Annotated in this window: 23 protein-coding genes and 3 tRNA genes; 19 read left to right on the forward strand and 7 right to left on the reverse strand. The window is 67.6% G+C overall.

Features of this window, described 5'->3' with window-relative positions; all coding sequences use genetic code 11:
• Window positions 1–46: 46 nt before the first annotated feature.
• The 3 genes from ACOZ32_RS09725 to ACOZ32_RS09735 all read left to right on the forward strand — a co-directional run bounded on the left by ACOZ32_RS09725 (window position 47) and on the right by ACOZ32_RS09735 (window position 1,516).
• Window positions 47–1,030 (forward strand): class I SAM-dependent methyltransferase, encoded by a 984-nt coding sequence (locus tag ACOZ32_RS09725; RefSeq protein ID WP_010902803.1) that lies wholly within the window; start codon window positions 47–49, stop codon window positions 1,028–1,030.
• A 77-nt stretch (window positions 1,031–1,107) separates the two neighbouring features.
• Window positions 1,108–1,179: transfer RNA gene (locus ACOZ32_RS09730), tRNA-Thr, on the forward strand.
• Window positions 1,180–1,291: 112 nt separating this feature from the next.
• On the forward strand, window positions 1,292–1,516 hold the full coding sequence (locus ACOZ32_RS09735) for a DUF7542 family protein (RefSeq protein WP_229373421.1): 225 nt from the start codon (window positions 1,292–1,294) through the stop codon (window positions 1,514–1,516).
• Window positions 1,517–1,568: 52 nt separating this feature from the next.
• Here ACOZ32_RS09735 and ACOZ32_RS09740 read toward each other — a convergent pair whose 3' ends face one another.
• Window positions 1,569–2,045, reverse strand: a complete 477-nt coding sequence (locus ACOZ32_RS09740; protein WP_010902805.1) for an SRPBCC family protein — start codon at window positions 2,043–2,045, stop codon at window positions 1,569–1,571.
• 118 nt (window positions 2,046–2,163) lie between these two features.
• Here ACOZ32_RS09740 and ACOZ32_RS09745 point away from each other — a divergent pair, with 118 nt between their 5' ends.
• Complete coding sequence (locus ACOZ32_RS09745) at window positions 2,164–3,312, forward strand: pyridoxal phosphate-dependent aminotransferase (RefSeq protein ID WP_285271115.1); 1,149 nt, start codon at window positions 2,164–2,166, stop codon at window positions 3,310–3,312.
• On the opposite strand, the gene lrpA1 is transcribed toward ACOZ32_RS09745, so the two are convergent.
• From lrpA1 to ACOZ32_RS09770, 5 genes are all read right to left on the reverse strand, one after another.
• Window positions 3,305–3,733: an HTH-type transcriptional regulator LrpA1 gene (gene lrpA1, locus ACOZ32_RS09750; RefSeq protein WP_010902807.1), complete on the reverse strand. Its 429-nt coding sequence runs from the start codon at window positions 3,731–3,733 to the stop codon at window positions 3,305–3,307. The two genes, ACOZ32_RS09745 and lrpA1, sit on opposite strands and share 8 nt — an antisense overlap.
• Before the next feature lie 136 nt (window positions 3,734–3,869).
• Window positions 3,870–4,808, reverse strand: coding sequence for a thiamine pyrophosphate-dependent enzyme (locus tag ACOZ32_RS09755; protein WP_010902808.1), 939 nt, complete (start codon window positions 4,806–4,808; stop codon window positions 3,870–3,872).
• Window positions 4,809–4,810: 2 nt separating this feature from the next.
• Entirely contained in the window at window positions 4,811–6,697 is a 1,887-nt protein-coding gene (locus tag ACOZ32_RS09760; protein ID WP_012289282.1) for a 2-oxoacid:acceptor oxidoreductase subunit alpha, read from the reverse strand.
• 140 nt (window positions 6,698–6,837) lie between these two features.
• The gene (locus ACOZ32_RS09765; protein WP_010902810.1) at window positions 6,838–7,062 is read right to left on the reverse strand and encodes a hypothetical protein; all 225 of its coding nucleotides are present in this window, start codon (window positions 7,060–7,062) and stop codon (window positions 6,838–6,840) included.
• A complete protein-coding gene (locus ACOZ32_RS09770) occupies window positions 7,059–8,090 on the reverse strand; it encodes an Mrp/NBP35 family ATP-binding protein (RefSeq protein WP_010902811.1) in 1,032 nt (343 codons plus the stop codon). Before ACOZ32_RS09770 ends, ACOZ32_RS09765 begins: the two co-directional genes overlap by 4 nt.
• A 231-nt stretch (window positions 8,091–8,321) precedes the next feature.
• Here ACOZ32_RS09770 and ACOZ32_RS09775 point away from each other — a divergent pair.
• The 13 genes from ACOZ32_RS09775 (at window position 8,322) to rpsB (ending at window position 14,366) form a co-directional block, all read left to right on the forward strand.
• Window positions 8,322–8,404: transfer RNA gene (locus ACOZ32_RS09775), tRNA-Ser, on the forward strand.
• Between the two features lie 21 nt (window positions 8,405–8,425).
• Complete coding sequence (locus ACOZ32_RS09780; protein ID WP_010902812.1) at window positions 8,426–8,941, forward strand: 30S ribosomal protein S13; 516 nt, start codon at window positions 8,426–8,428, stop codon at window positions 8,939–8,941.
• Window positions 8,941–9,453, forward strand: coding sequence for a 30S ribosomal protein S4 (locus ACOZ32_RS09785; protein ID WP_010902813.1), 513 nt, complete (start codon window positions 8,941–8,943; stop codon window positions 9,451–9,453). The genes ACOZ32_RS09780 and ACOZ32_RS09785 overlap by 1 nt, the downstream gene beginning before the upstream one ends.
• Before the next feature lie 6 nt (window positions 9,454–9,459).
• Window positions 9,460–9,843: a 30S ribosomal protein S11 gene (locus ACOZ32_RS09790; protein ID WP_010902814.1), complete on the forward strand. Its 384-nt coding sequence runs from the start codon at window positions 9,460–9,462 to the stop codon at window positions 9,841–9,843.
• Between the two features lie 3 nt (window positions 9,844–9,846).
• Complete coding sequence (locus ACOZ32_RS09795; RefSeq protein ID WP_010902815.1) at window positions 9,847–10,593, forward strand: DNA-directed RNA polymerase subunit D; 747 nt, start codon at window positions 9,847–9,849, stop codon at window positions 10,591–10,593.
• Between the two features lie 130 nt (window positions 10,594–10,723).
• Window positions 10,724–10,808 (forward strand) — tRNA-Leu (locus ACOZ32_RS09800).
• Window positions 10,809–10,844: 36 nt separating this feature from the next.
• On the forward strand, window positions 10,845–11,198 hold the full coding sequence (locus ACOZ32_RS09805; RefSeq protein ID WP_010902816.1) for a 50S ribosomal protein L18e: 354 nt from the start codon (window positions 10,845–10,847) through the stop codon (window positions 11,196–11,198).
• Window positions 11,195–11,632, forward strand: coding sequence for a 50S ribosomal protein L13 (locus ACOZ32_RS09810; protein ID WP_010902817.1), 438 nt, complete (start codon window positions 11,195–11,197; stop codon window positions 11,630–11,632). Before ACOZ32_RS09805 ends, ACOZ32_RS09810 begins: the two co-directional genes overlap by 4 nt.
• Entirely contained in the window at window positions 11,626–12,024 is a 399-nt protein-coding gene (locus ACOZ32_RS09815; RefSeq protein ID WP_010902818.1) for a 30S ribosomal protein S9, read from the forward strand. The genes ACOZ32_RS09810 and ACOZ32_RS09815 overlap by 7 nt, the downstream gene beginning before the upstream one ends.
• Window positions 12,025–12,036: 12 nt before the next feature.
• The gene (locus tag ACOZ32_RS09820; RefSeq protein ID WP_010902819.1) at window positions 12,037–12,237 is read left to right on the forward strand and encodes a DNA-directed RNA polymerase subunit N; all 201 of its coding nucleotides are present in this window, start codon (window positions 12,037–12,039) and stop codon (window positions 12,235–12,237) included.
• A 2-nt stretch (window positions 12,238–12,239) separates the two neighbouring features.
• Window positions 12,240–12,422 (forward strand): DNA-directed RNA polymerase subunit K, encoded by a 183-nt coding sequence (locus tag ACOZ32_RS09825; RefSeq protein WP_010902820.1) that lies wholly within the window; start codon window positions 12,240–12,242, stop codon window positions 12,420–12,422.
• Window position 12,423: 1 nt separating this feature from the next.
• Window positions 12,424–13,620 carry a phosphopyruvate hydratase gene (gene eno, locus ACOZ32_RS09830; protein ID WP_010902821.1) on the forward strand — a complete coding sequence of 399 codons (1,197 nt, stop codon included), beginning with the start codon at window positions 12,424–12,426 and terminating at the stop codon, window positions 13,618–13,620.
• The gene (gene rpsB, locus ACOZ32_RS09835; protein ID WP_010902822.1) at window positions 13,617–14,366 is read left to right on the forward strand and encodes a 30S ribosomal protein S2; all 750 of its coding nucleotides are present in this window, start codon (window positions 13,617–13,619) and stop codon (window positions 14,364–14,366) included. Before eno ends, rpsB begins: the two co-directional genes overlap by 4 nt.
• A 66-nt stretch (window positions 14,367–14,432) precedes the next feature.
• On the opposite strand, the gene ACOZ32_RS09840 is transcribed toward rpsB, so the two are convergent.
• Entirely contained in the window at window positions 14,433–15,248 is an 816-nt protein-coding gene (locus ACOZ32_RS09840) for a VOC family protein (RefSeq protein WP_227970933.1), read from the reverse strand.
• A 112-nt stretch (window positions 15,249–15,360) separates the two neighbouring features.
• On the opposite strand from ACOZ32_RS09840, the gene mvk reads away from it, so the two are divergent.
• Window positions 15,361–16,353, forward strand: coding sequence for a mevalonate kinase (gene mvk / locus ACOZ32_RS09845; protein ID WP_010902824.1), 993 nt, complete (start codon window positions 15,361–15,363; stop codon window positions 16,351–16,353).
• Window positions 16,350–17,087 carry an isopentenyl phosphate kinase gene (locus ACOZ32_RS09850; protein WP_136361402.1) on the forward strand — a complete coding sequence of 246 codons (738 nt, stop codon included), beginning with the start codon at window positions 16,350–16,352 and terminating at the stop codon, window positions 17,085–17,087. The genes mvk and ACOZ32_RS09850 overlap by 4 nt, the downstream gene beginning before the upstream one ends.
• Window positions 17,088–17,293 lie beyond the last annotated feature (206 nt).

A 17,293-nucleotide genomic window follows, 5' to 3' on the forward strand; every position in this document is an offset into this window, starting at 1 on the left:
CCGCGAGAACGACACCCGTAAGCATCGTGCTTGCCGACGTGGCACCATGGCAGTGCCCTGCGTTCGCGTGCCCGTCGACGACGGTGAAGCAACCCGACAGCGGCTCGCCGACGCCGACCTGATCGACGACACGCACGCCATCGCGGCCGCGGATGGCGCGCTGCACATCCCCGTCACGGACGCCGCCGCCGTGCCGGACGCGCTGTCGGTGGTGTCGTTCGACGCGCCGCCCCGGCGGACGCAGACGACGCCCGCGGACATCCTGGGGTTCGACCCGTCGTACGCGCGCCTCGGCGACATCGTCATCGTCGACGAGGACGACAGCGACCGCGCGCACGCCATCGCGGACGCGGTCGTGGAGTCCGACATCCCCGTCGAGGCGGTGTTGAACCGCGCCTCGAAGATCAAAGGCGAGCAGCGCGTCCGGGAGTGGGACGTGATCGCGGGGGACTCCACGGAGACGGTCCACCGCGAGTACGGCCACGCCTTCGCACTGGACGTGGCGGCGGTGTACTTCTCGCCGCGGCTGGCGACCGAACGCCACCGCGTCGTCGAGCAGGTCACCGCCGGCGAGCACGTCTTCGACATGTTCGCCGGCGTCGGCCCGTACGCGGTGCCGATGGCGTCGGCGGGCGCGAGGGTGGTTGCGACGGACGTCAACGAGACCGCCATCGACTACCTCCAAGCGAACGCCGCGCGCAACGGCGTCGCGGACCGCGTCACGGGGGTTGCCGGCGACGTGCGCGAGGTCGCCGGCGAGTACACCGGCTGGGCGGACCGCATCGTGATGAACCTGCCACACACTGCCGACGAGTTCCTCGAGACGGCGGTGGCGCTGGCCGGCGACGAGTGCACGCTGCATTTCTACGACATCCAACACGAGGACGGCCGGTTCGACGCCGGGGAGGCCGCGATCCGCGCGGCAGCCCGGCCGGCGTACGACGTGACTGTGGCGACCCGCCACACGGTGCGGTCGTACGCCCCCCACGAGTTCAACGTGGTGCTTGACGTGTCGCTGTCGCGGCGGTGATTCGCAAGCCTTATTTCTCGCATGCGGCTACCAACGAGTGCGACGAGTGGTCGTCACGCGACGGTGTGTCGCGGCGCGCCGGTGTAGCTCAGCGGTAGAGCGATTCCTTCGTAAGGAATAGGCCGAGGGTTCAAATCCCTCCACCGGCTTCAGGAAGTCCGCGGTCGGATCCTTCTGCATCACTGAAACGACAGCGATGCGTCGGGGCTGGGCTGTGCCGGCTCCGAGACGGTTATGCCGTCCGAACGCGAACCGGTGGGTATGCCAACGGGGGAGATACTGGTGTCGTGTTCGTGTGGGTTCGAAGCGGCGTTCGATCGGCTCCGGGACGCCCGGGGAGTGCTCGCAGCCCACGAGGACGCCGGCCACGACGCCGAGTGGGAGATCCAGCGGCTCGCAAGCGGGGTCGAGGAGGCCGGTGCGGACGCCGGCGTGTGTGGTGATCCCACGCCGCCGGCGTCACCGCTGTACCGCAGTGACCTGTGACCGTGTCGGCGTACGGGGCGGTGCGAGGGGGCTGGCGGCGACTGCGCGCCGACTACGCCTCGCCGAAGGTGGCGCGGGTTTGGCGGTGCCGGAAGCGAAACATGCCCCAGAGCACGGGGGGCGCACCGACAGCGCCTAAGCCGCCAAGCGGCGGCTCGTATGCGACGCGATCCCGGAGCACCGTCTGGTCGCCGTCGGCGTAAAACGAGTGGGTGTGCTCCCACTCGGGAAACGGACCGTTCTCCATGGTGTCGACGAAGTACGCGTGGTCGTCTTCGGTCGCGCGCTCGGTGATGACGGACGTCCAGGTCTGCCTGGGGCCGACGCCGAACGGCTCGACGGCCATGTTGATGCGCGTCCCCGCCACGAGTTCGTCGCCGTCGCGCTGTCCCTGTGGCCACACCACGTCCTCGACGGTGAGGTTCGCCCACTCGGGCGTCAGCGCCAGCAACCCGTCGACGGTGGAGTGAAACGCCCACACGGACTCCAGGGGCGCGTCCACTCGCAGATCGCGCTTGAACGTCTGCATACGTCCGCTACGCACCAGGCGCGCAAAACTTCAGGGGGTTCGGGACCCGCGGGTTGTGCCGTGATAGCACACGCGTCCCGCAGGAACGATTATGAGGGATGGCCGCGATCCTGCTGGCATGCCTTCGGAGCGCGCGGCTGCGGTCACGCCGTTCGCCGCGATGGATGTCCTCGAACGCGCCGCCGACCGTGCGGACGTGATCCACATGGAAGTGGGCGAACCCGACTTCGCACCCCCAGCCGCGGCCACCGAGGCAGCAGTCGACGCGCTGCGCGCCGGCGACGACGATTACACGACCTCGCGCGGCAGGCGGTCGCTTCGTGACGCGATCAGCGGCTACTACGCCGCCGAATACGGCGTTTCGGTCCCGGCCGAGCGCATCGTCGTCACGCCAGGCTCCTCGCCGGCGCTCCTGACCGTGCTGTTGGCCACTGTCGACCCCGGCTCGGCGGTCGTTCTCAGTGACCCACATTACGCCTGCTACCCGAACTTCGTGCGGCTCGCCGACGGGGTCGTGCGCACCGTTGGTCCCGCGCCCGACGCCGGCTTCCAGCCCGCCGTCAGTGACTACGACGCGGCGATCGGCGATGACACCGCCGCCATGCTCCTGAACTCCCCCGGCAACCCCACCGGAGCCGTGATCGACGGGGAGAGCCTGTCGGCGCTCGTGGCCCTCGCCGACCGCACCGACACCGCCGTCGTCTCCGACGAGATCTACCACGGGCTGGCGTTCGACGCCGCCGCGCACTCGGTGCTGGAGTACACCGACGACGCGTTCGTGATCGACGGCGTCTCCAAGCGCTACGGCATGACGGGGTGGCGGCTGGGCTGGGTGGTGTGCCCGCGCCGGTACGTCGATACGATCAACGCGATCGCCCAAAACACACTCATCTGCGCGCCGTCGTTCGTTCAGGCCGGCGCTGAGGCGGCCATCCGACACGGGACCGACTGGCTCGACGGCGTGCGGGCCGACTACCGGACGCGCCGCGACATCCTGTGTGCTGCCGCCGAGCGCTGGGGGTTCGACCCCGGATACACGCCGGCGGGCGCGTACTACATGCTGTTGGATGTGTCGCGGCTGGGTGCTGCGCCCGCTGTTGCCGACGCGCTCCTCGAAACCGCGGGCGTCGCGGTGACGCCCGGCCCGGATTTCGGTGCGAACGCAACCGAGTACGTGCGGGCGTCGTTTGCGGTGAGTACCGACGCTGTGCGCGAAGCCGTCGCTCGCATCGATGCTGTGCTCGCCAGCGCCACGACGCTCACTTGAGGCGTTCCTGGAGGAACGAGGGGTGGGCGGCCGTGACGCCGTCGATAGCCAAAACCTCGTCGCTGATCACGTCACCGAGCGCATCCCCGTCGGCGGCCCGTACCTCCGCCATCAGCATGTGATCGCCACTCGAAGAGTACAACGCCTGCACGGAGTCGAGTTCCTGGAGTGTGCGGGTCGCCTCCACGTACTGCTCGGAGGCCACGTCGATCCCGACCATCGCGATGCTTTGCCCGGACAGCTTCTTGGGGTCGACGTCGGCGGAGTAGCCGACGATGACGCCGTCCGATTCGAGTTGGTCGATGTATTTGCGGACGGTCGGCTTGGAGACGTCCGCACGCTCCGCGATGGCCGCATACGACGCTTGCGCGTCCTCTTCGAGCGCGGCGAGGATTCGCTCTTCTGTCGATTCAGTGCTCACGTCAGGATATTTGGTTCGTGTGAAAAAATATCTTCCGAATCGTCAACCGACAGCGGAACGACACGGAACCACCGTTGGAGCGGCGCTACCGCCAACACTGCGACACGTAGCCGACAATCAAAACGACCCGGTGTCGTTACTTGTGGCGGTCGATGACGTCGAACGAGCGCTCCCACTCGTAGTCGTCGTCGAAGTACCGCTTTGCAACCGGTTCCTCGGGCATGTCCCCGCGGGACTGCTTTTCGGCCTGATACGACGGCCGCTGCTCGTCCTGGTAGTACCGGCCGGTCAGCACGGTCCCGTCGTAGAGGGCTTCCTCGGTCTCGGTCATCAGCTCCTGTGCCTCCCGCCGGTCCGTGACGTCGAAGTCGTACTCGTCGGACTCCTGGACGTCCACGTACGGGACGTACTGCTTGGCGTCCTTGTTCCAGGTCGGACACTGCGTCAGGAAGTCCACGTGCGCGAAGCCGTCGTGCTGGATGGCTTCCACGAGGATGTCCTTTGCCTGGTTGGGGTTCACGGCCGCGGTTCGCGCCACGTACGACGCCCCCGAGGTCATGCTCAGCGAGAGCGGTCGGATCGGGGACTTCGCGGAGCCGTGGGGCTGGGTCTTGGACTTGTGCCCCTTGGGGCTCGTCGGCGATGTCTGGCCCTTCGTCAGGCCGAACACTTCGTTGTTGAACACGATGTACGTGATGTCGTGGTTCTCCCGGGCGGTGTGCATGAAGTGGTTGCCGCCGATCCCGTAGCCGTCGCCGTCACCGCCGGCGGCCACGACCTCCAGGTCGTGGTTGGCCAGCTTCGCGGCGCGGGCCACGGGCAGGGAGCGCCCGTGGATCGTGTGGAAGCCGTAGCTGTCGAAGTAGCTGTTGAGCTTCCCGGAACAGCCGATCCCGGTCGCAAGCAGTATCTCCTCGGGGTCCTTGCCGAGCTCCGCCATCGCCCCTTTCAGGGCCTTCAGGACACCGAAGTCACCACAGCCAGGACACCACGTCGGCTGCGGTTCGACGCCGGGCGTGAACGCGTCCCGGTCGACCTCGCGGTCCTCATCAATCGCGCTGAATGCCTTACTCATTATCAGTCACCTGCTGCGGGTTCGAGTGTGGTCTGGGCGGCCGGCTCCGCGCCGTCGCCGGCCTGTTCGATCTCAACGGCCTCGACGATCTCCGCGGGCTCGAACGGGTTGCCGTTGTATTTCAGGAGACTCGACAGCTTCCCGCCGATGTCTCCGACCTCCTTCTGGATGAGGCCACGGAACTGCTTGGTGGAGGACATCTCCACGACGATGGCTTCGTCGACGCTGTCGACGAACGCCCGCGTCTCCGCGACGGGGAACGGCGCGAGGTCGCTGATCCCCAACGCCTTCACGCTGTTGCCGTCGTCGTTCAGCCGGTGGACCGCTTCCTCGACGGTGCCCTCCTGGCTGCCCCACGCGATGAGGCCGATGTCGGCGTCCTCGTCGCCGTAGTGGGTCTGCTGGTCGCGCTCGTCGAGGTCGTCGCGGATCGCCGCCAGCTTCTGGAGGCGGCGCTCGACCTGCGCCACGCGGTTGTCGGTGTCCTCGCTGATGTGGCCGTTCGGCCAGTGCTCGTTGCCGGAGGCGAGATACCGACCGCCGGACTGCCCCGGGATCGTCCGGGGGCTGACGCCGTCCTCGACGTCGTGCTGGTAGCGGTGGTACTTCCCCGTCGGGTCGTGTGGCGCGTCGGGGATCTGGTCCTCGGAGAGCGTCGTCCCGAGGTCCGCCGCCGGCTCGCGGTCGAAGAACGACGCGTCGACGTTCCGGTACTCCCCGGAGAGCTTCTGATCGTACAGCAGGATCACGGGGATCTGGTAGTCGTACGCGATCTCGAACGCCGTGCGGGTCTGCTCGTAACACTCCTTGGGGTCTTTGGGGCCGAACGCAACGCGGTGGCTGTCCCCCTGGCTGGTGTACAGCACGTGCTCCAGGTCGGCCTGCTCGGGCTTCGTCGGCATGCCCGTGGACGGCCCGGCGCGCTGGGCTTCCAGCAACACCAGGGGCGTCTCGGTCATCTCCGCGAGGCCCAGGGGCTCGCTCATCAACGCGAACCCGCCGCCGGAGGAGCCGGACATCGCCTTCGCGCCGGCGTGGCTTGCACCCACCGCCATCGCCGCCGCCGCGATCTCGTCTTCGACCTGCTCGGAGACCCCGCCCATGTCGGGCAACAGCTGGGTCATGATCGTGAACGCGTCCGTCCACGGCGTCATCGGATACCCGGAGATGAACCGGCAGCCGGCGTCGATCGCGCCGTACGCGATCGCGTGGCTCCCGGACATGAGCACTTGTGGCTCGTCGTGGCTCCCGGTCGGCACCGATAGGTCGTGGGTGTGCTCCATTTCCGACACCTGCTCGTAGGCGTCGCGGAGCACCGTGAGGTTCTGTTCGAGGATGTCGCCGCCCATGGCGTCGCTCATCAGGTCCTCGATGTGGTCGAGGTCCATGTCGATGAGCGCCGCGGTGGCGCCGACGCCCGCGGTGTTGCGCATGACCTCGCGGCCGTGTTCCTTGGCGAGCCCGCGCAGGTCAAGCGGGTAGAGATGCCAGTCGTTGGCGTCGGCCTGCTGTTCGAGGTCGCCGACGTCCTCGTCGTCGAGCAGCCCCTCGTCGTAGATGATGACGCCGCCCGCGCGCAGGTCGTCGAGGTTCTCAGTGAGCGGCTTCACTTCCTCGTCGCCGTAGACGGCCTCCTCGCTCGGGTTGCGGGCGAACGAGTCGCCGAGCGCGAGCAGGAAGTTGTAGCCGTCACCGCGGGAGGTTACGGTACCGTCCCGCGCCCGGATCTCCACGTACGTGTGGCCGCCGCGGATCCGCGACGGGTAGTGGCGGTGCGTGAAGACGTCGAGGCCCGAGCGCATCAGCGCTTTGGCGAAATTCTGGCTTGTCGAGTCGATCCCGTCTCCGGAACCCCCTGCGATTCGCCAGATGAGTTCGTCGTCAGTCATAATCTGGTCTGGCCCAGCCGTGGACCAATATGGCATCGTACGCGTGGTCGCCACTAAATCGTTTGCCATCCATTATCACAGAAAAATGATGAAAGACCGCCCGAGGGCGCCCGCAGGGACGCGACCACACCCCCGCGGCGTTATCGGTCGATGCCGCCCTGCTCGGAGATCTGGAGGATGTTTCGCATGTTGAGATATACGTGTTGGGCGTCCACGTCGGCGTCGTCATCGTAGATGTCACTGACTCGATGAACGAGCGCGGCGATGCGCTCGGCCTCCGTCGACTGATCGCCGTCCTCGTCGCGCAGGTCGTCGGCGACGCTGCGAAGCACGGCGCGCTTCTCGGCGTCGTCGGGATCGGTCATTCGCCAACCCCCCGTCGCTGCACGAGCCCGAGCATGTCCGCGGTCTCCGCGGCGAACGTGCGGAACGACGCTCCCGTCTCGTTGTCGGGGTCGAGTGCAACGGGTTGGCCGTTGTCGCCGCCAGCGCGCACGCTGGGGTCGAGCGGGATCGACCCCAAGAACGGGAGTTCGTTGGCGGTGGCGAACTCCTCGCCGCCGCCCGCGCCGAAGATGTCGTGGGTCCCGCCGCAGTCCGGGCAGACGAACGACGACATGTTCTCGACGACGCCCAACACGGTGGTGTCGTGGCGGCCGAACATGCGCAGTCCCTTCCGGGCGTCGTCGACGGCCACGTCCTCGGGCGTGGTGACGACGACCGAGCCGGTCAGCGGCAGCGTCTGTAACAGCGTGAGCTGGGTGTCCCCGGTTCCCGGCGGGAGATCGACGACGAGGTAGTCCAGATACCCCCACTCGACGTCCTCGATGAGCTGCGTGAGAACCTTATGGACCATGGGGCCGCGCCAGATCACGGGGTCGTCCTCGCCCACCATGAACGCCATGCTCATGAGCTTCATGCCGTGTTTCTCCGGGGGCACGATGGTCTCGGTTTCGGTGGCCTGTGGGTGGTCGTCGGCGTCGACCATGCGGGGCACGTTGGGGCCGTAGATGTCAGCGTCGAAGAGGCCGACGCGGGCACCGCGGTCGGACAGCGCCGCGGCGAGGTTGACCGCGACCGTGGACTTGCCGACCCCACCTTTGCCGGAGGCGACCGCAACGACGTTCTTGACGCCGGGCAGCACCTCGGTCTCGGAGCGGTCGGGGATCGCCGCGGTGAGATCCGTTTCCAGCCCCTCGGCCTCAAGTGTTTCTCGCACGTGTGCGGCGATCTCGGTCTCGGCGGGGGAGTACGGGGCCCCGAGCGCCAGCGAGATGGTGACGGTGCCGTCGTCGACCGAGAGATCGTTGACCAGCCCCAGGGAGACGATGTCGTCGCCGAGCGCCGGGTCCGTGACAGACGCAAGCAGCTCCATGACGTCGTCGTCGTTCATGCATCGGCGTAGGGGTGGGGCGTCCGATAAGGGTTGTGTCAGCGACGATCCCGGACGATCACCGGTGGCGTGCTGTCGGCACACACGGCCCGCATGAGTGGGAGACACGCACCCACGATCGCGGATCGGCGCTTCGTAGTGTTTAAGTGGTGTGGCCGATTGTCCACGAGTGCAGTCACTGTAGGGGCCCAGGCCCCGAGTCCGAGAGGGCGAAGATACACTCGAAAGCCTGTCGTGGTAGCCTAGCCTGGTCAAGGCGCAGGGTTGCTAACTCTGTGGCGTAAGCCTCCGGGGTTCAAATCCCCGCCACGACGCCTTTCACAGACAACCCAATCATGAGTTCGGAAGAACAAGAAGACGTGGACGAAGACATTCAGTACTTCGTCCGCATTGGCCAGACAGACCTCGACGGGACGAAGACCGTCGAGCGTGCTCTCGCGGAGCTCGGCGGCGTTGGTCGCCGAGTCGCGCGAATCGTCGCCGACGAAGCCGGCGTCGATCGAACCGCGACCATGGGCGGCCTCGAAGACGACGCCATCGAGAGCGTCACCGACGCCGTCGATAGCTTCACCGAGCACGCCCCGGCGTGGCTGGCGAACCGCCAGAACGACTTCTACACTGGCGAGAACCAGCACATCACGGGTACCGACGTGGAGCTCACCCGCGATCAGGACATCAACCGCATGCGGATGATCCGCTCGTATAAGGGCATCCGTCACGAGCGCGGACAGAAAGTCCGCGGTCAGCGCACGAAGTCCACCGGTCGTACCGAGGGCACCATCGGCGTCAACGTCGAGGCGATCAAGGAAGAACAGGCAGAAGACGACGCAGCCGACGGAGGTGAGGAGTAATGGCGCTGCCCGGCGAGAACACCAAGTTCTACGAGACACCGAATCACCCTTATCAGGGCGAGCGCATCGCCGAGGAATCCGATCTCCTCTCGCGCTACGGTCTGAAGAACAAAGAAGAGCTGTGGCGGGCACAGTCCGAGCTGCGCGACTACCGCCGCGAGGCGCGGCGACTCCTCGGACAGACCGGAACGGTCTCCGGCGAGGAGTTCGTCGCCCGCCTGCAGCGCATCGGCATCCTCTCCGAGGAGGAGCGCTTGGACGACGTGCTGTCGCTCGAAGTGACGGACGTCCTCGAGCGCCGCCTCCAGACGGTCGTCTACCGCGAGGGACTGGCGAACACGATGGGGCAGGCCCGTCAGTTCGTCTCCCACGGCCACGTGACCGTCGACGGCAGCCGCGTCACGGAGCCGTCGTACACGGTCCCGGTCAGCGAGGAGAACACCCTCGCGTTCGACGAAACGAGCGACCTCACCGACGAACTGCACCCGGCTCGCGCCGGTGCTCAGGAGTGATAACGTATGGCTGACGACACCAAATGGGGCATCGCGCACGTTCACGCCTCGTTCAACAACACCATCATGACCGTCACGGACCAGACGGGCGCCGAAACGCTCGCGAAGTCCAGTGGCGGCTCGGTGGTCAAGCAGAACCGGGACGAGGCGTCGCCGTACGCCGCGATGCAGATGGCAGAACAGCTCGCCGAGGAAGTACTCGATCAGGGCATCGAGAAGGTCCACGTCCGGGTCCGCGGTCCGGGCGGGAACCTCCAGCGAAGCCCGGGTCCGGGCGCGCAGGCAGCGATCCGCGCGCTCGCCCGCGCCGGCCTCGAAATCGGTCGCATCGAGGACGTCACGCCCATCCCCCACGACGGGACGCGACCGCCGAAGAACAGCGGGTACTAGATCATGAGTAGCCAGGACTTCGACGTCGAATTCGTCGACCGCGACGACCGGGAAGCCCGGTTTGTCGTTCGGAACATCACGCCCGCGTTCGCGAACGGCATTCGTCGCGCCATCCTCGTGGACGTGCCGACGTTGTCCATCGACACGGTGCGGTTCGTGGAGAACTCCAGTGTGATGTTCGACGAGCAACTCGGCCTGCGGCTCGGGCTCGTGCCACTGACGACACCCGAGGATTACGCGGCGGGCGAAGCGGTTACGCTCGCCCTCGACGTCGAGGGTCCGGGCACCGCGTACTCCGGCGACCTCGTGAGCAACGACCCCGAGGTCGAGGCGGCCGACGAAAACATCCCGATCATCGAGCTGAAAGACGACCAGCGCCTCGAGCTCGAGGCGGATGCCGTGATGGGGCATGGCCGCGACCACGCCAAACACCAGGGCGGGGTGGCGGTGGGCTACCGACACCTGCAGCGCGTACACGTGGTCGGTGACAGCCCAGAGTACGCGGACGACGACCCCCAGATGCTTCGAGGCGTCATCGAGGAGGACGACGAACTAGTGCCGACTGACGACTTCGACAACGACCTGACCACCCGGTATCCCGGCAAGGAGGTCGAAATCGAGGACGTCGACGGTGCGTTCGTGTTCCACGTCGAATCGGACGGCTCGATGCCCGTTGAAGAGCTGGTGCTGCGTGCGGTCGACACCCTGGTTGATCGCGCGGACGAACTCGAACAGGCAGTTCAACTGTAATCAATAATGCGTGTCTCCCCCCTCAACACCGTGCCGGCGTCCGTTCCTGCCCCGGGAGCGACGGGTCCGGCAATCGTAATCGGTAAGAAGGGGCGGGGGCTACAGAGAAGTGTAAGGTCGACGCGACCGAGCAGGGATAGCCAAGTTTGGCCAAAGGCGCAGCGTTCAGGGCGCTGTCCCGTAGGGGTTCGCAGGTTCAAATCCTGCTCCCTGCATTCGACTTCTCACCAGAATTTCCGAGAGTTAGGAGCATGAGCAAGACAAGCCCGAGACTCAGCAGTCTCATCGCCGAACTGAAATCCGTCGCCCGCGATTCGGGTGCGGATGTCTGGCATGACGTGGCCGACCGGCTGGAGAAGCCGCGATCCACGCACGCCGAGGTGAACCTGAGTCGTATCGAACGGTACGCAAGTGAAGACGAGACGGTCATCGTCCCCGGGAAGGTCCTGGGGTCCGGCGCGCTCCGAAAATCCGTCACCGTCGCTGCCGTGGATTTCTCCAGCAGCGCGGCGACGAAGATCGAGCACGCCGACGGTGAGGCCGTCCACTTGGAACAGGCAGTTGAACAGAACCCAGACGGAACCGATGTGCGGGTGATTCGATGAGTCTCGCAGAATTCGACGCCGACGTCGTCGTGGACGCGCGCGACTGCATCATGGGTCGCGTCGCGAGCAACGTCGCCGAGCGCGCGCTCGCCGGCGACCGGGTTGCCGTCGTGAACGCCGAGCAGGCGGTCATCACGGGAACGGAGGACGACGTGTTCTCCACGTACCGCACGCGCGCCAACCTGGGGTCCGACCGCGGACCGTACTACCCGAAGCGCCCCGACGGCATCTTCAAGCGTGCCATCCGCGGCATGCTGCCGTACAAGCAGGACGACGGTCGGGAGGCGCTCGACAGCGTCCGCGTGTACGTCGGGAACCCGATGGACGAGGACGGCGACGTGCTTGACGGCACGTCGCTGGACCGACTGTCAACAATCCGCTTCGTCACCCTCAGCGAAGTGTCCGAGGAACTGGGGGCGAACGTCACATGGTAACCAATACGTCAGGCAAGAAGAAGACGGCTGTCGCTCGCGCAACCGTGAGCGACGGAGAGGGTCGCGTGCGAATCAACTCCCAGCCCGTCGAACTCGTCGAGCCGGAGATGGCGCGCCTGAAGATGCTGGAGCCGTTCCGCATCTCGGGCAGCGACCTCCGCGGGGACGTCGACATCGACATCGACGTCGCCGGTGGCGGGTTCGCGGGGCAGGCGGACGCGGTGCGGACCGCCATCGCGCGCGGGCTCGTCGAGCATTACGGCGACGCCGAACTCCGTGACGCGTTCCGCGAGTTCGACCGCAGCCTCCTGGTGAACGACGTGCGCCAGCGCGAGTCCAAGAAGTGGGGCGGTCCCGGGGCTCGGGCGCGCTACCAGAAGTCCTACCGCTGAGGTGACCAGAGCATGATGGTACCAGTCCGGTGTTTCAGTTGCGGTACTGTCGTCGGCGAACACTGGGAAGCGTTCAAGGCGCGTGCCGAAACCCACGACGGCGACGAGGACCCGGCGGACGTGCTGGATGACCTCGGCGTCGACCGGCACTGCTGTCGCCGGATGCTGATCGCCCACCAGGACCTCGTCGACGTGGTCTCCCCATACCAGTAATAATGAGCGACTCACAGCATTTCAGCCGGTACGAGAAAGCCCGCATCATCGGGGCGCGAGCCCTGCAGGTGGCGTACGGCGCGCCCGTGCTGGTTGACACCGATCAGACGGAGCCGATCCTCATCGCGGCCGAGGAGTACGACGCGGACGCGCTTCCGTTCACTGTTCGGCGGGAGGGGACCTGAGATGACGCGCATCGAGGCTGTCCGATACCGTCCGATCCTGGATTCACGCGGGAACAAGACCGTCGAGGCGGAGGTGACCACCGACGACGGTGGGTTCGGTCGTGCGGCCGCGCCGTCGGGCGCAAGCACCGGCGAGCACGAGGCCGTCGAGCTTCCCGTCGGGGAGGCGATCGCGGCCGGCCGCGAGCGTATCGCGCCCCGATTGGAGGGGCGTGAGTTCGCGGGCGATCAGCGCGGCGTCGACGCGGCGCTGCACGCCGCCGACGACACCACTGACTTCTCGGCGGTCGGCGCGAACGTCGCCGTTGCGACCAGCATGGCTGCTGCGAAGGCAGCGGCGGACGTCCTCGGTGTGCACACCTACCAGCATTTGGGTGGGGCGCTTCGCGGCCGGAACTTCCCGGTTCCGTTGGGGAACGTCCTCGGCGGCGGCGCGCATGCCGCGGACGCGACCGCGATCCAGGAGTTCCTGGTCGCGGCGACCGGCGCGCCGAGCGTTCGGCAGGCCGTGTTCGCGAACGCGGCCGTCCATCAGCGCGTCAAAGACCGCCTGGACGACGACGGTGTGCCGGCGGCGAAAGGCGACGAGGGCGCGTGGGCGCCGTCGATCGACGACGCCACCGCCTTCGACGTGGTGGCAGGTGCCGCCGCGGAGGTCGCCGATGAGTTCGGGTTCGATGTCCGGTTGGGCCTTGATCTCGCGGCCGCCGAGCGATACGACGGAGACGAGTACGTGTTCGGTGACGACCGCCGGTCGACGGCGGCACAGATCGAATACGTCGCAGGACTGGTTTCCGAGTACGACCTCGCGTACGTCGAGGACCCCCTCGACGAGAACGACTTCGAGGCGTTCGCGGAGCTCACCGATCGCGTGGGCGACGAGACGCTCGTGTGTGGTGACGACCTGTTCGTGACGAACACCGAGCGCCTGCAGCGCGGCATCGACGCGGGGGCTGCCAACAGCATCCTCGTGAAGCCCAATCAGATCGGGACGCTGACCGACGCCGTCGACGCAATCGAGCTCGCCACGCGCAACGGGTACGACGCGGTCGTATCCCACCGCAGCGGCGAGACCGAGGACACGACCATCGCACACCTCGCCGTTGCAACCGACGCGCCGTTCATCAAGACCGGCGCGGTCGGCGGCGAGCGAACCGCCAAGCTAAACGAACTCATCCGCATCGCGGACGAAGCATGAGCGAGAACGAATCCGACACCGAGGCCGAACTCGAGGAGAACGCCCCCGACGAAGCGGCGGCAGACGCCGAGAGCACGGCCCAGACAGACGAACAGACCCCCGATACCGAGGCCGACGAGCCCGCGCCGGAGTCCACGGCGACCGAGGACGTGATGTCCGATGAGGAGGCCGACCTCCTGATCCCCGTCGAGGACTACCTGGGCGCTGGCGTTCACATCGGGACCCAGCAGAAGACCAACGACATGGACCGGTTCATCCACCGGGTCCGAACCGACGGCCTGTACGTCCTTGACGTGTCGCGGACCGACGACCGCGTTCGGACGGCGGCGGACTTCCTGGCGAACTACGACCCCGAGCAGATCCTGGTGACGTCGAGTCGCCAGTACGGGCGGTTCCCCGCGGAGAAGTTCGCGGAGGCCGTCGGTGCGCGCGCCCGCACCGGGCGCTTCATCCCGGGGACGCTGACGAACCCCGACTACGACGGCTACATCGAGCCGGACGTCCTCGTGGTCACCGACCCGATCGGTGACTCGCAGGCTGTCAAAGAAGCGATCACGGTCGGCATTCCCGTGATCGCGATGTGCGACTCCAACAACCAAACCGGGAACGTGGACCTGGTCGTGCCGACGAACAACAAGGGCCGCCGCGCGCTGTCCGTGGTGTACTGGCTGCTCGCCAACGAGACGCTCGATCGGCGCGGTGCGGAGCCGACCTACGGCCTCGACGACTTCGAGGACGGCCTGTAAGCGCGCTCACCCACGGGGTGACTTTTCTGCGAGCCGCGGTGGAGCTGTCAGTAGCGCGAGCGCTGGTTATCGGGAGATGACGCCGAGGTAGCCGTCGAACCCCTCGATCATGCGGACGCGGCGACCGAACCACTCGCGGCCGCCGTCGAGGGGGTGGCGGTGGCGGGCGTCGTCGACGTCGGCGGTGAGGAAGACAGCGGCTGGAACCGGTCCGTAGGTGTCAACGCGGTCGGCAGCCCAGCCCGTGGTTGGTTCGGCGAGGATGACGTCCTGGCCGGGGAACGACACGAGTTCGCCGAAGTCGTCGTCGTAGTCGTGGTCCGGCGTGGGGAGGCGATAGAGTTGCGTGAAACAGTCGATGGCGTCGCTGAGATCCGGGACTGCGAGCACGATGCAGTCGACGCCGGAGATGGGCGCGCCGAAGTTCGTGGCGTCGGGAACGCGGTACTCGCGTGGGGTGCGGTCGGTGATGAGGAACGGGAGCAGGTGGTGGTCGCGGGGCCCCAGGGCGGCGGCGTCCCATTCGACGGTGACGCCGTCGGGGCGGTCGCGGAACCCGCGACGCGGCCCGTGGACTTCGACGTCGTGGTCGATGGCGCGCTGGCATTCGCCGTGGACGCTGCCGGTTTCGACACACCAGCCGCTGGGGCCGGCGATCGGGTCGGCGTTGGCGAAGAACTCGCGCCACCAGCCGGGGTCCTCGCGGGCCGGGGCGACGAGTTGGAGATACGAGCCGTCCGGGAAGACCAGCATCGACATCTCCGTGCCCACGCCGGGGTGTTCGCCGCCGTATTCGGGATCGAAGCCCGCAGTTTCGAACCGCTCGACGAGCACATCCAGCGACGCACCCGCGAACGGGACGTGGTCGATGACCGGACGCATGTCCCCGCGTAGACGGTAAGCGGTGATAAGCCTGCGGCTAACCGCCCCACGTCGGGGTGGTCACTCGGCGGCGTTCCGGAAGCCCTGTAATCACCCGGTGCACACGCAGGGTATGACCACGACTTCGAGTGCGCCGGGGAAGGTCTACCTGTTCGGCGAGCACGCCGTCGTGTACGGGGAGCCGGCGGTTCCGTGCGCGATCGAGCGCCGCGCACACGTGACGGTCTCCGAGCGCGAGGACAGCCGCCTTCGGGTGTGTTCGGGCGATCTGTCCATCGACGGGTTCACCGTGGAGTACAGCGGCGACCGCGACGCCGGCGGCACGCCGGACGTGGACGTGCCCGCGCCGATCGTTGACGCGGCGATGGGGTACGTCGACGCCGCCGTCGAGCAGGCGCGGGCGGCCGCGGACGCGCCGACGGCCGGCTTCGACGTGACCATCGACAGCGAGATCCCCCTGGGGGCGGGGCTCGGGTCGTCGGCCGCAGTGGTCGTGGCCGGGATCGACGCGGCAACCCGAGAGCTCGGCGTGGAACTGGACGCCCGCGAGGTCGCCGACCGGGCGTACCAGGTCGAGCACACCGTCCAGGACGGCGAGGCGTCGCGCGCGGACACCTTCTGTTCGGCGATGGGCGGGGTAGTGCGCGTGTCCGGCGACGACTGCACCACGCTTGACGCGCCGGCGTTGCCGTTCGTGATCGGCTACGACGGCACCAGCCACGACACGGGCGAACTCGTGGCGGGGGTGCGCGCGCTCCGCGAGGAGTTCGGGTTCGTCGCGGACACGGTCACCGCGATCGGCGACCTCGTGCGCCGTGGGGAGGCGGCGCTGGCGGACGGCGACGTGGCGACACTGGGGCGGTTGATGGACATCAACCACGGGCTGCTGTCCGGACTCGGCGTCTCCGGTCGCACACTGGATGCGATGGTGTGGGCGGCCAGGGACGGCGGCGCCGACGGGGCGAAGCTCACGGGCGCCGGCGGCGGCGGGTCGATCGTTGCCCTCGACGCGGGCAGCGGTGCTGAAACGGCGCTGTCGCTGACGCCGGACTGCGAGGCGGCGTTTCGCGCGGACCTCGCGCGGGAGGGCGTGCGCGTCGAATGACCGTCGTTGTCAAGCTCGGTGGGAGCGTGATCACGGAGAAAGACCAGCCCGAGACGGTCGCCGACGACCGGCTTGCGGGGCTTGCGGGCGCGCTCGCGGACGGCGACATCGACGACCTCGTGGTGGTGCACGGTGCGGGCAGCTTCGGGCATCCGCGCGCGGCCGCACACGACGTGTCGGCCACCGATGGCGTCCAGGATGCGGCCGCGATCCGCGACATTGCGGGGACGATGGAGGCGCTGAACACGGCGGTCGTCGGGGCGCTGGCGGACGCCGGCGTGGCAGCCGTTCCCGTGCACCCGGCGTCAGTCGCGCACCGGACCGCTGACGGCGCGCTGGAGTTTCCGACGGGGGCGATCGAGACGCTCCTGGACGACGGGTTCGTGCCGGTGTTGCACGGGGACATCATCCCGCACGCCGGCGCGGGCGCGACCATCCTCAGCGGGGACGAGATCGTGACCCATCTCGCGCGGGCGGTCGACGCCGACCGCGTCGGACTGTGCTCGACGGTGCCCGGCGTCCTCGACGACGACGGCACGGTGATCCCGTCGATCACGGCGTTCAGCGATGCGGCCGGCGCGCTCGGAGGCAGCGACGCCACCGACGTGACGGGCGGCATGGCGGGGAAGGTGCGGGCGCTGCTCGCGTTGGGGTCGCCGGCGTACGTCTTCGGGCCGGCGGGCATGGAGGCGTTCGTTGCCGGCGACGACGTGGGAACGCGGATCAACGGCTAGGCGGCAGACACAAGCGTTCCACGGGCGGTAACGCCGTCTCCTGGGGTCGGCGGACAATCCCCGTTGTTTTTAACAGCGTGGAGCGTAACCCGCCACAAGCAAGACGTCGCGGGCGGGCATGCTGTGGCAGCCGACGGCTGCAAGACGCCGCGGGTGGACGCAGCCAGTGCGCGACTGTTTCGAGACACGCGAAACGCGGGTTTCAG

Origin of the sequence: Halobacterium sp. MBLA0001 (assembly GCF_049705385.1) — an archaeon.
Classification (GTDB): domain Archaea; phylum Halobacteriota; class Halobacteria; order Halobacteriales; family Halobacteriaceae; genus Halobacterium; species Halobacterium salinarum.

Bases quoted from the DNA above. Each gene is read 5' to 3' on its own strand.
- ACOZ32_RS09725 (WP_010902803.1), top strand. From the start codon at position 47: ATGGCAGTGCCCTGCGTTCGCGTGCCCGTCGACGACGGTGAAGCAACC.
- ACOZ32_RS09735 (WP_229373421.1), top strand. From the start codon at position 1,292: ATGCCAACGGGGGAGATACTGGTGTCGTGTTCGTGTGGGTTCGAAGCG.
- ACOZ32_RS09740 (WP_010902805.1), bottom strand. From the start codon at position 2,045: ATGCAGACGTTCAAGCGCGATCTGCGAGTGGACGCGCCCCTGGAGTCC.
- ACOZ32_RS09745 (WP_285271115.1), top strand. From the start codon at position 2,164: ATGCCTTCGGAGCGCGCGGCTGCGGTCACGCCGTTCGCCGCGATGGAT.
- ACOZ32_RS09755 (WP_010902808.1), bottom strand. From the start codon at position 4,808: ATGAGTAAGGCATTCAGCGCGATTGATGAGGACCGCGAGGTCGACCGG.
- ACOZ32_RS09760 (WP_012289282.1), bottom strand. From the start codon at position 6,697: ATGACTGACGACGAACTCATCTGGCGAATCGCAGGGGGTTCCGGAGAC.
- ACOZ32_RS09765 (WP_010902810.1), bottom strand. From the start codon at position 7,062: ATGACCGATCCCGACGACGCCGAGAAGCGCGCCGTGCTTCGCAGCGTC.
- ACOZ32_RS09770 (WP_010902811.1), bottom strand. From the start codon at position 8,090: ATGAACGACGACGACGTCATGGAGCTGCTTGCGTCTGTCACGGACCCG.
- ACOZ32_RS09780 (WP_010902812.1), top strand. From the start codon at position 8,426: ATGAGTTCGGAAGAACAAGAAGACGTGGACGAAGACATTCAGTACTTC.
- ACOZ32_RS09785 (WP_010902813.1), top strand. From the start codon at position 8,941: ATGGCGCTGCCCGGCGAGAACACCAAGTTCTACGAGACACCGAATCAC.
- ACOZ32_RS09790 (WP_010902814.1), top strand. From the start codon at position 9,460: ATGGCTGACGACACCAAATGGGGCATCGCGCACGTTCACGCCTCGTTC.
- ACOZ32_RS09795 (WP_010902815.1), top strand. From the start codon at position 9,847: ATGAGTAGCCAGGACTTCGACGTCGAATTCGTCGACCGCGACGACCGG.
- ACOZ32_RS09805 (WP_010902816.1), top strand. From the start codon at position 10,845: ATGAGCAAGACAAGCCCGAGACTCAGCAGTCTCATCGCCGAACTGAAA.
- ACOZ32_RS09810 (WP_010902817.1), top strand. From the start codon at position 11,195: ATGAGTCTCGCAGAATTCGACGCCGACGTCGTCGTGGACGCGCGCGAC.
- ACOZ32_RS09815 (WP_010902818.1), top strand. From the start codon at position 11,626: ATGGTAACCAATACGTCAGGCAAGAAGAAGACGGCTGTCGCTCGCGCA.
- ACOZ32_RS09820 (WP_010902819.1), top strand. From the start codon at position 12,037: ATGATGGTACCAGTCCGGTGTTTCAGTTGCGGTACTGTCGTCGGCGAA.
- ACOZ32_RS09825 (WP_010902820.1), top strand. From the start codon at position 12,240: ATGAGCGACTCACAGCATTTCAGCCGGTACGAGAAAGCCCGCATCATC.
- eno (WP_010902821.1), top strand. From the start codon at position 12,424: ATGACGCGCATCGAGGCTGTCCGATACCGTCCGATCCTGGATTCACGC.
- rpsB (WP_010902822.1), top strand. From the start codon at position 13,617: ATGAGCGAGAACGAATCCGACACCGAGGCCGAACTCGAGGAGAACGCC.
- ACOZ32_RS09840 (WP_227970933.1), bottom strand. From the start codon at position 15,248: ATGCGTCCGGTCATCGACCACGTCCCGTTCGCGGGTGCGTCGCTGGAT.
- mvk (WP_010902824.1), top strand. From the start codon at position 15,361: ATGACCACGACTTCGAGTGCGCCGGGGAAGGTCTACCTGTTCGGCGAG.
- ACOZ32_RS09850 (WP_136361402.1), top strand. From the start codon at position 16,350: ATGACCGTCGTTGTCAAGCTCGGTGGGAGCGTGATCACGGAGAAAGAC.